The organism is Tangfeifania diversioriginum, assembly GCF_900141875.1.
Taxonomy (GTDB): Bacteria; Bacteroidota; Bacteroidia; order Bacteroidales; family Prolixibacteraceae; genus Tangfeifania; species Tangfeifania diversioriginum.
Map to the genome: position 1 here is coordinate 1 of NZ_FQZE01000012.1, position 16,027 is coordinate 16,027.

Below are 16,027 nucleotides of genomic sequence, written 5' to 3' on the forward strand. Positions count from 1 at the left end.
CATTAAGATACTGATTATCAGGGGTTTAATCAAATATTCCGATGGTTTATTTTGCTCATTTTCAAATAGTTATCCACATTTTTAACGAAGTATTGAAAAATAGAATTCTTTTTAAATGATTTTTAAATGAACCTAAAAACGGGGTAACAGTTAACACATTCAGTTACGAAGTATTACTTTTGACCGCAAAGAAGAAAACATGACATTACAAGTTCATCCTGAAGCCAAAGCGCTGATATTCGACCTCGACGGCACATTATCCAACTCATTGCCTGTGCATGTTGCCACATGGAACAAAGTGGGCGAAACCTACGGGTTCACATTCGATCCGCAAATTGTGCACGAAATGACAGGCCGCCCAACCATAGAGTTTGCACGCCACATTGTTGAAAAATATAACCTCACGGCCAATCCGGAGGACATTGTAAAACTGAAACAGAAGGCATTCTGGGATTCCGCGGAACTACTTGAACCTGTGCAGGAAATAATTGCCATTGTAAAAGAATATCATGGCCAACTGCCCATGTCGGTTGGTACGGGGGCAAGTCGCAAAAGTGCAGAAGTACAACTAAGCGAACTTGGAATTGCCGACTATTTTGATGCTGTTGTTTCGGCCAATGATGTGGCCAGCCATAAGCCCGAACCGGAAACTTTTTTGAAATGCGCACAGTTAATGGGAGTTGAACCAACAGCTTGCCAGGTGTTTGAAGATGGCGATTTGGGAATTGAAGCCGCCAAAAAAGCCGGCATGATGGTTACCGATGTGCGGCCTCATATTAATTACGGCGAATGGGACCACTAATAGTTGCACTTGAAACAGTCCTGCCCCTTTTCCTGGTAATTTTTGCAGGAGTACTGTTTTCACGCACCAAAGCCTCATCGGAACACTGGATTGACATCCTGAACAAATACGCGCTGTGGATTGGTTTTCCGGCACTTGTAATTACTTCGCTGATGCACCTCGAAATCGGTGAAAATAACTACACACCTTTAATTGTTTCCAACTCGGTGTATATTATCATCTCCATTCTGCTGGCTTTTCCAATTGCCTGGATTTTCAATATGTCTGCCAATATGAAAAGGTCACTTTTTCTGATTCTGCCTTTCGGGAATGTGGCTTACCTCGGAATCCCGGTTTTGCGTAACGCCTGGGGCGATGAAATTCTGCCGGTAGCAGCTATCATCTCAGCTGTTTATGTTTTCTGGATGTTAACACTTGCCCTGATTTTAATTGAAGTTTACGGCCACCATAAAATCAGTATAAAAAAATTAATGCTTAGCCTGCTTAAAAACCCTTTGCTACTCTCTGTTTTTGCAGGCCTGGCCATAGTTTTGTTCAATATCAAATTACCCGCCTTTGTAGAGAAAACCATTGGGTTATTTTCCGACTCGGTTACAGCAGTTGTTCTATTTTCCCTCGGAATATTTCTGGGGATGCACCAACTGGGGAAAATCGGGGAATGGAAACAGGTTTTGGGTTGGTCGGTAGTAGCCATGATAATTTTGCCGGCTGCTTTCTATTTCATCATTCAGTTTTTACCCATGCCGGCAGATCAGGTCAGAGCCACCATCGTAGATGCTGCCATGCCACTGGGTTTAACGCCTTACGCCTTATCGATTCAGTACAAGCTTAAAACAACACTTATGGCGCGCATTGTGGTACTGAGCACACTGCTTTCCATGATTATTATTCCGCTATGGATGGTGGTTACGGGCTGAATTAAAAAAATTGTCATAATAAATCCAACTGCAAATCTTCAAAATTGCCAATAAGCACCAGCACACTTTCCGGTTTCGTCACCAATGTTTCGCCTTCGTTCAATTCAAAACTCCCTCCCACTCCCTGCAGAATAAATTCATAAGGTTCATTTTCAAAACAAAGAATTCCTTTTACCCGGTAAACAATGCTTTTGTGAATATCGAGATTATAGGCGAGCCGGCGCATAAATTCATCTTTGTCAAGCAACTGATTGAACCGGAATGTTTTTGTATTTATTTTAGCATGTGAATGCCCTGCAGGTTCAGGATTGTGAAATTTTATTTCAGAAACAGATGAATTCAGCTTGAACTTTTCCGTTGCCCTGTTTTCAGCAAAATGAATGGCACTAAGCGAATTCATTTCCTGAATTTTCTTTTTAAAATCTTTCTTGGGGGTATCAGTTAATTGCTCCGTTTTGGTTATCAGCACCTCATCTGCAACAGCCAACTGCTTTAGTAAAATTTCTTTTTCGGGCTGGTTATCGAAATGAAGGGCGTCAACCATGCAAACGCAACCGTTATAGTTGTATAAAGCGTTTAACTCATCATCCTTGAAGAATGGACGGATTACCGAAACCGGATCGGCAATTCCTGTGGTTTCAATTAACAGGTATTCGACATGAGGGAAACGTTCGGCCAGCTCCTTTAAAATTCCTTCGTATTCGTTGGTTATGGTACAGCAAATGCAACCGTCTTTCAACTCAAAAAGCCGGGTGGCATCCACACCTTTTATCAGTTGCGTATCGATAGAAACATCGCCAAATTCATTCTCCACGAGCGCAAACTGCGTTTCCGGATTAGCTTTTAAAATACGGTTAATAAATGTGGTTTTCCCGGCTCCCAAAAAGCCGGTGACGACGGTAACCGATATTTTGTTGTGTTGACTCATTTTTATGTTGTTACCAGGCACTGCGGATTCCCGCGAAGCGATAACAATGTTGCATTCCGCTGATTTAAAAATACGCGAATTGAAATTCGCGTCACCCAAATACACCAAACAAATTTAAAATAACAATAGCCAGGGAAAGGATTAACACATAGCGCACATATTTTGCCCCGCCTTTTACCGCAAAATGTGCCCCGCCCCATGCACCAATCATGTTTCCTGCAGCCAGAATAAGGCCTGCCTTCCAGTCCACCTGGTCGTGAAACATAAAAATCCCCAATGTAAATATGGTATAAATCAGGACAATAAAAAGTTTCACGGCATTTGCTTTTACCAGGTTATGCCCGCATCCGAGCACCAACCCGGCCAGCAAAAAAAAGCCCACACCCATTTGAATAAAACCGCCGTAAAGACCGATAAAAAAGAAAATAATGTATTGCCAAAAAGTTGGTTTGGGATTAACAGCGCCTGCCCTTTCTTTTACCCACACATCAGGTTTCAGCACCACAACAAACAACAACAGCACCATTAATCCGGCAATAATTTTTTCCAGCAGTTCTGCCTTGATTTCCACCGCAAACAAAGCGCCTATTACCGAACCAACAATTGCAGGAATTGCCAGCCGGTAGTCGGTGGTAAAATCCAGTACTTTTTTCTGGTGAAACGTACGAACTCCAATCACATTTTGCAGCAAAATGGCCACACGGTTGGTTCCGTTGGCCACATTGGCAGGCAAACCGAGAAACATCAGGAGTGGCATGGTGAGCATGGAACCACCTCCGGCAGTGGTATTTATAAAACCTGCTGCCAGTCCGGTACCGAGAAGTGCAAAAACCATGTACCACTCCATAAATCAGTTTAAAGTTTCGAGTTCAAAGTTAAAAGTTCTGGCCCGGGAGATCAGAATTAATAAGCAAACAACGGATAATCTTTCATCATCTGCTTCACTTTTTCGCTTACTGCTTTCAGCATTTTCTCCTCTTCGATGTTTCCAACAACATCGTCAATCAGCTGAACAACCACCGGCATCAACTCCTCTTTTACACCACGGGTTGTAATGGCAGGGGTTCCCACACGTAAACCTGAAGTTTGAAACGGCGATCGGCTATCGAATGGAACCATGTTTTTATTGACGGTAATTTCGGCCTGAACCAGGGTGTTTTCCACCTGCTTGCCGGTAATTCCGGGATATTTTGTACGCAAATCAATTAACATCGAATGGTTGTCGGTTCCGCCGGAAATCACTTTGTAACCCATATCAATAAAAGCCTGTGCCATCACCTGAGCATTCTTTTTTACCTGCGCCTGGTATGCCTTAAACGAAGGATCGAGCGCTTCGCCAAAGGCAACTGCTTTTGATGCAATTACATGCTCAAGCGGCCCGCCCTGCTGACCGGGAAAAACGGCAGAATCGAACAGCGACGACATTTTACGCACCGTGCCTTTGCGGGTTGTAACGCCCCATGGGTTTTCAAAATCTTCTCCCATAAGAATAATTCCACCACGCGGGCCACGCAATGTTTTATGCGTGGTTGAAGTAACAACGTGCGCATACTTCATAGGATTGTCGAGCAAATCGGCAGCAATCAACCCGGCCGGGTGGGCCATATCCACCATGAACAGTGCTCCCACACTGTCGGCAATTTCGCGCATGCGCTTGTAGTCCCACTCGCGGCTGTAAGCCGAAGCGCCGCCGATTATAAGTTTGGGGTTGTGTTCTTTTGCCAGTGCTTCCATTTCGTCGTAATCGACTAAACCGCTGTCTTCTTTTACCTTGTAGGCTACCGGATTATAAAGAATTCCGGATGAGTTCACCGGTGAACCATGAGAAAGGTGACCGCCGTGTGACAAATCGAGCCCCAGAAATGTATCACCCGGTTTCAGTATCACACTTAAAACCGCTTGGTTGGCCTGCGCTCCGGAGTGGGGCTGCACGTTGGCCCATTCGGCACCGTACAATTCTTTTATACGATCGATGGCCAGCTGCTCGGTTTGATCAACAAACTGGCAGCCCCCGTAATAGCGCTTTCCCGGGTAACCTTCGGCATATTTGTTGGTCATTACCGAGCCCATGGCTTCCAGCACCTGGTCGCTCACAAAATTTTCGGATGCAATCAATTCAATCCCGCCCAACTGGCGTTCTTTTTCTTTCCGGATGATATCAAAAACCTGCGTATCTCGTTTCATTTCTGCTAAACTTAAAATTTAAATTCAAAGGTAATATATTTTAAACCGTCACTTTGTTCATATACCCCGGAAAATCTCATTATTTTTAAACACTTAAAATTGAATTGCTGCCTGAAAACTAAAAACATTCCTTGCAGCTATTGGAAAACATAACAATATGAACCAAAAAAAATACCGTCCTCAACTATTAAGTGCCCTCTGTATTTTAACTTTTATTGGAAGCTCGGTTGGTTTTATCGGCTATTTTCTGGCATCTCTTTTTTTTGAACAGGTTGGAGAACTTATTATCAAATATTCCTCATGGCATTCGGTGGAAGCAATTTCGCCGGTTTATTTTACTTTACTAATGGCATTGTTTGCCCTTTCGCTTACAGGGGCTATTCGCATGTGGAAACTCCACCGCGACGGATTTTTCCTCTATATTTTTGCCCAGTTATTAATTTTGTTCCTCCCCTTTTTGTGGATAAACCCACAGGCTTTTTCAGAAACCAATGCCATTTTTACAACCGTTTTTATTGTGGGGTACAGCATCAATCTGAAATACCTGAAATAACCGGAGGCGATAATTTTCAAAATCATTTAGGCAATTTAGCCATTTCATGAGTCGTTTAAATAAACAATTATTAGCAAATGAAAGTCAAAACATTTTTTTCACTCGTTCTGATCTCCGGACTTATTTTCAATTTTTCGTGTACAAACACCGAATTTCAATCTGCCCGCGAAACCATGAATTTGAGCGGCACGTGGCAATTTGCGCTCGATTCTTCGCAAGCAGGCATTCAGCAAAAATGGTTTGAAAATTCATTGACTGAAACGGTTAAACTGCCTGGTACACTGGATGAAAACAACAAAGGAATTTTGAATACCAACCGCGAAGAAACCATGCGGCTATCGCGTGAACGAACCTACGAGGGACGGGCCTGGTACCAAAAAGAAATCGATATTGATGAAAGCTGGAGCGGAAAAGAAATTTTCCTGACACTCGAGCGGACAAAACCCACAAAAGTTTGGGTGGACAAACAATTTATCGGGGAAAATTCAACTATTCTTTCGCCACAAAAATATAACCTGACAGATGCCTTAACGCCCGGCAAACACCGGCTAACCATTTTAGTGGATAACGGGAATTCGGTACCAGGTGGAATTAAAGGTTCGCACGCATGGACGGAGCACACCCAAACCAACTGGAACGGAATTATTGGCGAAATAAAATTAGAAGCCACGGCAAAAGATTACATCGAATCGCTGAAGGTGGTTCCGGATATTAAACAAAATGAAGCGGTTACCACTTTGAGCATCTTTTACAGTGGTGAAGCCGAACAGCAGGGTAAAGTAGAACTTTCGGCCTCGGCGTGGAACACTTCCGAAGAACACAACCCGAAAAACAAAACCTACGAAATTACGTTAAACCCGGGCCAAAACCGGATAGTGCTGAAATACCCGATGGGTGAAAAAGTAAAATTATGGAGCGAATTCCATCCGGCACTTTACAAATTAACCGCTGAATTAATCACTGGCCAAAGTACCGACAACCTGCAAACCGATTTTGGTTTTCGTGAGTTTTCTACTTCAGGAACCCAATTTACCATTAACGGAATTACTACCTTTTTGCGGGGCGATCATAACGCCTGCGTATTCCCACTAACCGCCCACCCGCCAATGAATGTAGAGCACTGGCAGGAACTTTTCCAAACAGCCAAATCGTATGGCATCAACCACTACCGTTACCATTCGTGGACACCACCAAAAGCCGCTTTTATTGCCGCCGACATGGAGGGAATTTACATGCAGCCCGAAACTCCTTTCTGGGGAAGTTTAAAAGATGACGATCCTTCCGGATTGAATGAATTTCTGCTGAACGAAGGCGAAAATATTTTAAAGGAATACGGCAACCACGCGTCGTTTGTGATGTTTGCGCTGGGCAATGAACTGAGCGGCAGTTTCGGCCAGATGCAAAAAATGGTGGAGCAGCTCCGGCCGCTGGCACCAGAAAAATTGTTTGCTTATGGTTCCAATAATTACCTCGGAACACGCGGCCAGGCCGAAGGCGAAGATTTTTTTGTCACCTGTCGCGTGGGGCCCGACACCGATAACTCTTACAGCACGCACGTTCGTGCTTCGTTTTCGTTTGCCGATGCATGGGAAGGCGGCTACCTGAACGGGACGTATCCTTCAACCGACAGAAATTACGCTAAAGCCATCAGCAAATGTTCGGTTCCGGTTGTTGGCCACGAAATTGCGCAGTTTCAGGTGTATCCCAATTTTGATAAAATTGAGAAATACACCGGCGTATTGAAACCCTGGAACCTTGAAGTTTTTCAGCGTCGTTTGGAAACCGCCGGCATGGCCGATCAGGCCGATGATTTTTTCAATGCTTCCGGAAAACTAAGTGCACTTTGTTACCGCGCCGACATTGAAATGGCATTGCGAACACCCGGTTTTGGCGGTTTTCAGTTGCTCGATTTGCAAGATTTTCCGGGACAGGGAACCGCACTGGTGGGAATGCTCGATGCATTTATGGACAGCAAAGGCCTGATTTCTCCGGAAGAATTTTCACAGTTTAATAACCACGTGGTTCCGCTGTTGATTATGGAAAAATACTGCTGGACAAATCCGGAAACATTCGACGCAAGCATCAAAGTGGCCAACTACGCTGCAAACGACCTGCAAAACCAGGAAGTATCGTGGCTACTTAAAAATGACAACGAAAAAATTGTCGCAAGCGGTTCACAAAAAAGTACAATTCCGCAAGGTAAATTAGCTGAAACCAACACCATTCAACTTTCGCTTTCTGACATCGAAAGTCCGCAAAAACTGATGCTGGAAATTACGCTTCCGGGAACAGATTACAAAAACAGTTACCCGGTTTGGGTTTATCCTGAAAATAATAATATTGAAATTCCGGCTGGCCTGCTGATAGCTGACAGTCCGGATGCCAAAGTCGTTCAAAAACTGAAAGAAGGCGGCAAAGTGTTGCTTTTCCCGGATCATGAAAAATTTGAGGAATTTTCGGTTGGCGGACTTTTCACCACCGATTTCTGGAATTATAAAATGTTTAAAGGCATTTCTGAAAACATGAATAAACCCGTTTCCCCGGGGACAATGGGAATTCTTACCAATCCGGAACATCCGCTTTTCAATTCGTTTCCCACCGAATTTCATAGCAACTGGCAGTGGTGGCCCATTGTAAAAAAGAGCCGTCCGTTTATTCTCGATTTGGCACCCGAAGGTTATAAACCACTCGTTCAGGTAATCGACAACATCGAGCGGAACCACAAACTGGGACTGATTTTCGAATTTAATGTGGGCAACGGGAAACTGCTGGTTTGCATGTCGGATTTAAAAGCTGCTCAGGAAAAACCGGAAGCACGGCAATTGTACCGCAGCATCTTGGAATACTTGGATTCTGATAATTTTCAACCTTCAACAGAAATTTCTTTTGAAGGATTAAACACGCTGTTTTCGACAAAGCCTACCGAAAAAAATATTCAAACTATTGGAAATATCTCGTACTAATGGAGGTGGATTATGTACGCGTTTACCAGGAAATTATTAACAGATATAAATTTAAAAATCCAAAAAATGAAAAGAGTAACATTTTTAATTTTAGTTTTTTTCATGGCGTTTGCCGTGAGTTGCAACCAAAACCGGAATCAAAATTCACAACAAAATGTTGGCAACGGCGGAGAGGTAGGCCCGGGAAATTTTAATCCTGAATCGTTTGCCGGGGCCCAAGTAAAATTGATGAGCGAAATGCTCGAATTATCCAGCGAGCAGGCCGACCAAATGCATGAAATTATGATAAATGGATTTGAATCCATGCGCCAAATGGGTGAAGATTTGCAGCAGAACGGTGGTGGAATGGAGGGTATGCGCGAAAAAATGATGGAACTGCGTGAAAAGCAGGATGAAAAAATCAAGGCGATTTTGTCGGATAATCAGTGGGAAAAATACGAGGAGTATCAGGAAGAAATGAGAAACCGCTGGCAGCAGGGAGGCGGTTTTGGCGGCCGGCGTTAATTTCTTAACCAGTGTGGGAACCGTTCTTTTCTTTCAGAGAACGGTTCCTTTTCTATTTCATTACTCGAATTGACAGAACCGTTCATTCAGAGAACGGTTCTCTTTTTTAATCAAATACCAAGCAACAGTTTTGCAGCATCCTTTCCGCCAGTGAAAAGCCGCTCCGGATTCTCCAGAAATTCTTTGACCTTCACCAAAAATCCCACTGAATCTTTTCCGTCGATGATGCGGTGATCGTACGACAGTGCGATGTACATCATGGGTCTGATTACAACTTGTCCATCAATTGCAACGGGACGTTCCTGAATATTGTGCATCCCCAAAATAGCCGACTGCGGCGGATTGATAATGGGGGTGGAAAGCAGCGAACCAAACACGCCGCCATTGGTAATGGTAAACGTTCCGCCGGTGAGTTCATCCACCGATATTTTTTTGTTGCGGGCTTTAGCTGCCAGCTCTTTTATTTCCAGCTCGATTTGCGGAATCGATTTGCTTTCAGCATTTCGTACAATTGGCACCATCAACCCTTTTGGTGTGGAAACGGCAATACCCACATCTACAAATTGCGGCGAAACAATTTCGTCGCCATCCATTTGGGCATTCACCATAGGATGAAAATCCATAGCCAGCGCGGCTGCTTTTGTAAAAAACGACATGAAGCCAACCTTAAATCCGTGCTTTTCCACAAACTGATTCTGGTATTTTTTACGCAAATCCATTACCGGTTTCATGTCCACCTCGTTGAAAGTAGTGAGCATGGCCGTTTCATTTTTTACCGAGACCAGTCGTTCGCTAAGCTTCCTTCGCAGTGACGACATCCTGTTACGTTCCACTTCGCGCGATGCTTCTTTTTGGGGGGCAACAGCCTGAGGAGCTCCAGCCGGTGCATTCATGGCTGTTTCCACTTCATTTTTACCCAAACGTTTGAGGCCTTTAATCACATCGTCAACTGAAATACCGTGTTCTTTCATCAGCTCTTTGGCTACCGGAGTTACTTTCACCTTATCCGTTTCGGCTGATTTTTCTTCTTTTGCCTCATCCTTTTTTTCAGGAACGGGTTCAGCATCTTTTTTCTCCGGTTCGGATTTTACTTCTTCCTTTTTATCTTCTTTCCCGGAATCTGATTTCTCAGTTTTCTCTTCTTTTTTAGCTTCAGGGGTCACGCTGTTATCAATAGTACACACAACTGCTCCAACCTCCACAGTTTCTCCTTCTTCAGCTTTCAACTCAATTTTTCCCGAATCGCTGGCAACAATAGTCAGGGTAGCTTTATCCGATTCTACTTCAGCAATTTCCTGATCTTTTTCAACCACAGCTCCGTTTTCAACAAGCCAACTGCCAATTTCAACTTCGGTTATCGATTCTCCCGGACTGGGAACTTTTACTTCTACTATCATCGTATAGTCTTTTTTTACGTCAATTATCTGAAAAATCAATTAAGGGGCAACAACTTTTTCTTTCTGAAAAATTGCTTCTAAAATATCATCCAGGCTTTGCCTGTGTATTTCCATCAATCCCGCAGCAGGACTTGCATTCTCGGGCCGGGCTACCAGTTTAAAGCCAAGGCAGTGCAATTTACGGTTTATCATTGGCCAGGCACCCATATTTTCAGGTTCATCCTGCGCCCAAATCAAATCAGCGGTGTTGTATCGTTTTAGAATTTCGTTTATTTGTTTGTTCGGAATTGGATAAACTTGCTCAACACGCACAATGGCGGTATCCGAAATACCTTTTTCCATTTTGTATTTTAACAAATCGTAGTAAAGGCGCCCGGTGGTAAACACCACTCTTTCAACCTTTTCCGGATGAGCAGTAGAATCATCAATAACTTCCTGAAACGTGCCGTTTGCCAGGTCTTCAACTTTGGAAACGGCCTGCGGATGCCGCAATAAACTTTTGGGTGTGAAAACAACAAGAGGTAGCCGCATTTTCATTTTTACCTGCCGGCGCAACAAATGAAAAACATTTGCCGGAGTGGTGGGAACCACTACCTGAATGTTATTGTTGGCTGCCAGCTCGAGAAAACGTTCCATGCGGGCACTCGAATGCTCAGGCCCCTGGCCTTCGTAGCCATGCGGGAGAAAAAGCACGAGGTTATTCATTAACCCCCATTTCTCGAAAGCAGAAGTAATATACTGGTCAATTACCACCTGGGCTTCGTTGCTGAAATCACCAAACTGGGCTTCCCAAATTGTTAATCCATTGGGTTGCGCCAGGGCATACCCATATTCAAACCCCATAACTGCAAATTCCGAAAGCAGAGAATTGAAAATATGAAACGGTGCTTGCTCTTTCGAAACATGTTTAAGCGGGAAATATTTCTCGTCGGTTCCTTCCACTACAAACGAAGCATGCCGGTGGGCAAATGTTCCCCGTTCAGAATCCTGTCCGGAAATACGAACCGGATGGCCTTCGTTTAAAAGTGTTCCGTAGGCCAGCAATTCGCCCATTGCCCAGTCCAGGTTATCGTCATGAATCATCATTTTCCGGTCGGAAACAATACGGTTCACTTTTTTGAAAAAGGTCAAATCCCCGGGCAGGGTATTGATTTTTTCGCCTATTTCAATTAGTAAATCTTTTTTAACGCGTGTGTTAACTGTTTGGTCGAACATGGCATTTTGCGGCATCTCGTATGATTCGTACTCACGTATGAGAAACTTCCGAATTTTCAGTTTCTCTATTTTTTCAGAATCACTGTATTTTTCATCCAGAAATTTATCGAATTCCCTGATCTCTTTTCTGCTCTCTTCTTTCGTAATCACATCCAGTTCATTTAGCTTCCCGGAATAAATATCCCTCGGATTAGGATGACTGGTAATGGCTTTATACAGCATGGGCTGAGTGAAACGTGGCTCATCTCCTTCGTTATGTCCGTATTTGCGGTAACAAAGGATATCGATAAAAACATCGCTGTTAAATTTCTGGCGAAACTCCATGGCCAGTTTAATAGTGAAAATCAATGATTCCACATCGTCGCCGTTCACATGAAATACAGGCGAACGTGTTACCTTGGCCACATCGGTGCAATAGGTGCTCGAGCGGGCATCGAGGTAGGGAGTTGTAAAACCAACCTGGTTATTAATGACCAGGTGAATAGTGCCACCGGTTTTGTACCCATTCAGCTGCGACATTTGTATGGTTTCGTAAACCACGCCCTGTGCTGCAATTGCTGCATCGCCGTGAATTACAATACCTGCAGCTTTATCAAAATCTTTTTTGTAAACCGAGTCGATGCGGGAACGCACCATTCCCTGCACAATTGGCCCCACAGCTTCGAGGTGCGACGGATTGGGCATTAGTTTCAGCTTCACTTTTTTGCCAAAATCGGTCATTACCTCATTTTCGTAACCCAAATGGTACTTCACATCCCCTTGAAGAATATCATCTTCATACTTTTTCCCGTAAAATTCTTTAAAAATATTCTCGTAAGGTTTTTCAAGAATATTGGCCAGCACATTAAGCCGGCCGCGGTGCGACATTCCAATAACAAACTCATCGATTCCCAGCTCTGCACCACGTTCAATAACCGCATCAAGTGCCGGAATCAGTGATTCGGCCCCTTCGAGCGAAAACCGTTTCTGCCCTACAAACTTTTTATGAATAAAGCTCTCAAAACCAACAGCCAGTTTTAAATGATAAAAAATATGCTTCTTTTCTTCAGAAGTAAAATTCTGAGAATTACGGGTGCTTTCCATCCGCTTTTTCAGCCACTCCACTACTTCGGGTTTGCGCATGTAAACATATTCAACCCCAATTGAATGGCAGTAGGTAGCTTCCAGGTGTTCAACAATATCTTTTAGTTTTGCACGGCCAATCCCAATATTATTACCTGCCTGAAACGTTCGTTCAAGATCACTTTTCTCCAGCCCGAAATTTTCAATATCGAGCGTTGGTGAATATTGCCGACGTGTTCGTACCGGGTTGGTTTTGGTGAACAAATGACCACGCTGGCGATAGCCATGAATTAAATTCAGAATGGCAAATTCCTTATCGATATTTCCGGTAACAGTTTCACCGGGTTTTGCCGGGTAATGTTTTTTGGCCAGTTCAAAACCGGAGAAAAAATGCCTCCAACTTTCGTCAAGCGATTCAGGGTTTTCAAGGTATGATTGGTATAGGTCATCAATTGCATCCTGTTCCTGGTTTCCTACTGAAGAAAAATTATCCATTGTTTTCTATAAAATTAGTCAATGATTGTAAAGAAAAACAAAGCAGTTTTTTTATTGTTTATCAAACACATTTGAAATACAAATTTAATTATTATTGTACAATTCTGATCTAAAAGGACACACCCCCCGCTTCCTGTCTTTATTTACTGGAACCCAACCACTCAAGCTTGTTTATCTTTTAAGGATTTTCGAGAGGGCAACAAAACAAAATCAGACCTTTAGGTGTTTTAATAAACATTAGATTGAATTATGAAGACTTGGGTTACACTATTGATTTTAGGAAGTTTGTTCCGTTTTGCTTCGGCACAGGAAAACAACGAAGTGAACAACACTTTTCAGGGCACGCGTTTGGTTAACGAGCAGTCGGCTAACCTGACTGATAAAGGGAAGCTGCTGCTTTTCATCCAGCACCGGTTTGGAGGAATTGACGGCGGTTTGTACCAACTTTTCGGTCTGGACCAGGCCACCATGCGCCTGGGATTCGAATATGGGTTTGGACACAACCTGAACCTGGGATTCGGCCGAAGCACATTCATGAAAACGTATGATGTGTACGGTAAATACAAACTGACACAGCAAACCGACAATTTCCCGCTCACAATGGTAGTTTCAGCAACCGGCTCAGTGCCCACCATCCGCAATGTTTTCCCAGAGCAGTACAACAATTTTTCGGACAAACTTTCGGGAAATGTTCAGCTCCATGCAGCCAAAAGAATCGGAAACTTCGGGCTGCAGGTTTCTCCCGGGTTTCTTTCAACCGGATACATTCCAACAAAGAACGACAATTTTTCAATGTTTACATTAGGACTGGCCGGTTCTGTAAGAATAACGGATAAGCTTTCTGCAAATATTGAATACCTGCCCCATTTCAATTCAGAACTGGAAGCTACCAAACCCCTCTCGCTTGGAGTGGACATCGATACAGGCGGGCACCTGTTTCAACTGATTTTATCCAACTCCCAACAATTTATTACCAAAAATTTATACACTTCCTCGCGGGGAGACTGGAGTGAAGGAACAGTTTTTTTCGGATTTAACCTGATTAGAGCGTTCAGAATTAAATATTACTAAAATGGAAAGAAAAGATTTTTTACAGAAATTCGCCATTGGCGGAAGTGTATTGCTTGCAGCACCTGTTCTTTTAAACTCGTGCAGCGACGGCACCGACGATATTATCGACGACAAGGAAAATGGCGGGAACAATGACGACAATGCTGTTACAGTGGATTTAACACATGATGATTTCTCTGATTTACAAACAGTTGGTGGTTTTGCCTATTCGGGGAACATCCTGGTAATCCGTTCGGGCGAGAATACCTACCTCGCCTTTTCAAAAATTTGCACCCACGAAGGTTGCACAGTCGCCTACAATCACGATGAAGGAGAACTTCCGTGCCCATGCCACGGTTCAGTTTTCAGTACTTCAGGTGCTGTTTTGGAAGGCCCGGCTACAAGCAGCCTGAAACAATATTCGGTAAGCAAATCAGGGGATACATTAACGATAGAATAGATTGGTAATTGGATAATGTGCCCCGTCTTTTTTGCGGCCCAAATCCACCTCGCGGGTTAGCGTGAAAATTTATTCGAAAGTATAATGCTTTCGAACGAAAGAATGAATATCCCACACACATTCGAGACCAGCGGGGAAAGTCACAAAATCGCCGGCTTTTATTGTTTTCGACTCAAACTCTGAAACAACTGTAGCTTCACCTTCGAGAATATAGCACTTTTCAGTTTTTTCGTAATACCACTCAAACTTATCCTCCTCATGTTCCCATATTGGCCACGAGAAAACACCTTCTTCTTCCAGTTCATCTTGTTCCGGTTGTTCAATATCTAACTTCATTTCGCACTTTTTTTGGCAAAAATAGTAAAGATAAGCATTCAACTATCAGGTGTTAATTGATTTTTTATTCGGCTTAATTCAGGCTAAAACAAAACAGCCGTGTACAAAAAATGCACACGGCTGCTCTTTTATATTTTAATCGTAATTACACTGTTAAAGAACCGCAGAACAAGCGTCAATCAATTTTTGAGCATTCTGATTTGAAGCATCCAGCTCTTTGGCTTTTTCCAACACTTCAACGGCAGCACGAAATTCAACTTGTGCTTTTTCCACTTCTGCATTGTAAGCATCGTCGGTAGTTTTCAAACTGCCATCCTGAACTTTTTGATTGGCAGCATTTAAAATGGCTACACCTTTTTTGTACAATTCATTTCCTTCGGAAACATACACATTGGCAAGGGCCGATGAAATTTTATCATCACCGGGGAATTTATTAACGCCCTCTTCCAAGGTTGCTTTGTATGCGGCATCATCGCCTTTTTTCCTCAGGGCAACGGCTTTATAATACAACGCAGTTTCGCCGCGGTAACCGTTTTCAACACTTTGGCCAAAAAGCTCAACTGCCTTATCGAGCATATCGCCACGGTAAGCAGCAATGGCTGCATTAAACACCATTGATTCTGTATCGCCATCGGCTGCACCAATAGCTTTTTCAAAATTGTCAACAGCTTTGGCATAATCTTCTTTATCATTGTAAATCCTGGCCATGTACTCGTAACTTTTCTCGAGGTTCACACCAACATTAATCGCTTTTTGGAAATATTCCAGCGCGCCATCCATATTTTCTGCACGGTAAGCGGCTATGGCAATGTTGTAATTAATTGTTGAATCCACCTGAACATCACCCAGGTTTTTCATTGCCTCATCGTAAAGCTTAAATGCCGTGGCATAGTCTTCTGCCTGCATGGCCTCGTTGGCCTGGTTGATTTTTTCGGCTGCATCCTGTCCAAAAGTTACTACCGAAAATAATACGGCCAGTGTTAATAAAACTACATTTTTCATCTTTCTTGATTTTTAATTTCAAACTATTTCTTAAACTATTTTTAACTTTTTCGTAAGAGAGGTTCCAAAAATAATAATAATGGTCAAAAAACCTATAAATATTTTTTTTGAATAATTCACCGAATTTCTATATTCATAGTAATTCAAATATCCTGCCAC

General features: G+C 43.1%; 14 protein-coding genes. 7 read left to right on the top strand and 7 right to left on the bottom strand.

What is annotated here, in order from left to right:
* The first annotated feature begins 199 nt into the window (after positions 1–199).
* On the top strand, positions 200–802 hold the full coding sequence (locus BUC07_RS09135) for a beta-phosphoglucomutase family hydrolase (protein WP_073168604.1): 603 nt from the start codon (positions 200–202) through the stop codon (positions 800–802).
* A complete protein-coding gene (locus tag BUC07_RS09140; RefSeq protein ID WP_073168606.1) occupies positions 790–1,719 on the top strand; it encodes an AEC family transporter in 930 nt (309 codons plus the stop codon). Before BUC07_RS09135 ends, BUC07_RS09140 begins: the two co-directional genes overlap by 13 nt.
* 13 nt (positions 1,720–1,732) lie before the next feature.
* Here BUC07_RS09140 and BUC07_RS09145 read toward each other — a convergent pair whose 3' ends face one another.
* The 3 genes from BUC07_RS09145 to glyA all read right to left on the bottom strand — a co-directional run bounded on the left by BUC07_RS09145 (position 1,733) and on the right by glyA (position 4,831).
* Entirely contained in the window at positions 1,733–2,647 is a 915-nt protein-coding gene (locus tag BUC07_RS09145) for a CobW family GTP-binding protein (RefSeq protein WP_139279523.1), read from the bottom strand.
* Between the two features lie 91 nt (positions 2,648–2,738).
* A complete protein-coding gene (locus BUC07_RS09150) occupies positions 2,739–3,494 on the bottom strand; it encodes a sulfite exporter TauE/SafE family protein (RefSeq protein ID WP_073168610.1) in 756 nt (251 codons plus the stop codon).
* A gap of 56 nt (positions 3,495–3,550) precedes the next feature.
* Positions 3,551–4,831 carry a serine hydroxymethyltransferase gene (glyA, locus tag BUC07_RS09155; protein WP_073168612.1) on the bottom strand — a complete coding sequence of 427 codons (1,281 nt, stop codon included), beginning with the start codon at positions 4,829–4,831 and terminating at the stop codon, positions 3,551–3,553.
* Between the two features lie 157 nt (positions 4,832–4,988).
* On the opposite strand from glyA, the gene BUC07_RS09160 reads away from it, so the two are divergent.
* The 3 genes from BUC07_RS09160 (at position 4,989) to BUC07_RS09170 (ending at position 8,851) form a co-directional block, all read left to right on the top strand.
* A complete protein-coding gene (locus BUC07_RS09160; protein ID WP_073168613.1) occupies positions 4,989–5,384 on the top strand; it encodes a hypothetical protein in 396 nt (131 codons plus the stop codon).
* 77 nt (positions 5,385–5,461) lie between these two features.
* Positions 5,462–8,347 carry a sugar-binding domain-containing protein gene (locus BUC07_RS09165; RefSeq protein ID WP_073168615.1) on the top strand — a complete coding sequence of 962 codons (2,886 nt, stop codon included), beginning with the start codon at positions 5,462–5,464 and terminating at the stop codon, positions 8,345–8,347.
* Between the two features lie 66 nt (positions 8,348–8,413).
* On the top strand, positions 8,414–8,851 hold the full coding sequence (locus BUC07_RS09170) for a DUF4175 domain-containing protein (protein ID WP_139279524.1): 438 nt from the start codon (positions 8,414–8,416) through the stop codon (positions 8,849–8,851).
* Between the two features lie 110 nt (positions 8,852–8,961).
* Here BUC07_RS09170 and odhB read toward each other — a convergent pair whose 3' ends face one another.
* Complete coding sequence (gene odhB / locus BUC07_RS09175) at positions 8,962–10,248, bottom strand: 2-oxoglutarate dehydrogenase complex dihydrolipoyllysine-residue succinyltransferase (RefSeq protein WP_073168827.1); 1,287 nt, start codon at positions 10,246–10,248, stop codon at positions 8,962–8,964.
* A 39-nt stretch (positions 10,249–10,287) separates the two neighbouring features.
* Positions 10,288–13,020: a 2-oxoglutarate dehydrogenase E1 component gene (locus BUC07_RS09180; RefSeq protein WP_073168619.1), complete on the bottom strand. Its 2,733-nt coding sequence runs from the start codon at positions 13,018–13,020 to the stop codon at positions 10,288–10,290.
* A gap of 249 nt (positions 13,021–13,269) precedes the next feature.
* Between BUC07_RS09180 and BUC07_RS09185 the strand changes: the two genes are divergently transcribed.
* The gene (locus tag BUC07_RS09185; protein ID WP_073168621.1) at positions 13,270–14,091 is read left to right on the top strand and encodes a DUF5777 family beta-barrel protein; all 822 of its coding nucleotides are present in this window, start codon (positions 13,270–13,272) and stop codon (positions 14,089–14,091) included.
* Position 14,092: 1 nt separating this feature from the next.
* The gene (locus BUC07_RS09190) at positions 14,093–14,530 is read left to right on the top strand and encodes a QcrA and Rieske domain-containing protein (RefSeq protein WP_073168623.1); all 438 of its coding nucleotides are present in this window, start codon (positions 14,093–14,095) and stop codon (positions 14,528–14,530) included.
* Between the two features lie 69 nt (positions 14,531–14,599).
* On the opposite strand, the gene BUC07_RS09195 is transcribed toward BUC07_RS09190, so the two are convergent.
* Positions 14,600–14,866, bottom strand: a complete 267-nt coding sequence (locus BUC07_RS09195; protein ID WP_073168625.1) for a cupin domain-containing protein — start codon at positions 14,864–14,866, stop codon at positions 14,600–14,602.
* A gap of 153 nt (positions 14,867–15,019) precedes the next feature.
* Entirely contained in the window at positions 15,020–15,868 is an 849-nt protein-coding gene (locus BUC07_RS09200) for a tetratricopeptide repeat protein (protein ID WP_073168626.1), read from the bottom strand.
* Positions 15,869–16,027: the final 159 nt, after the last annotated feature.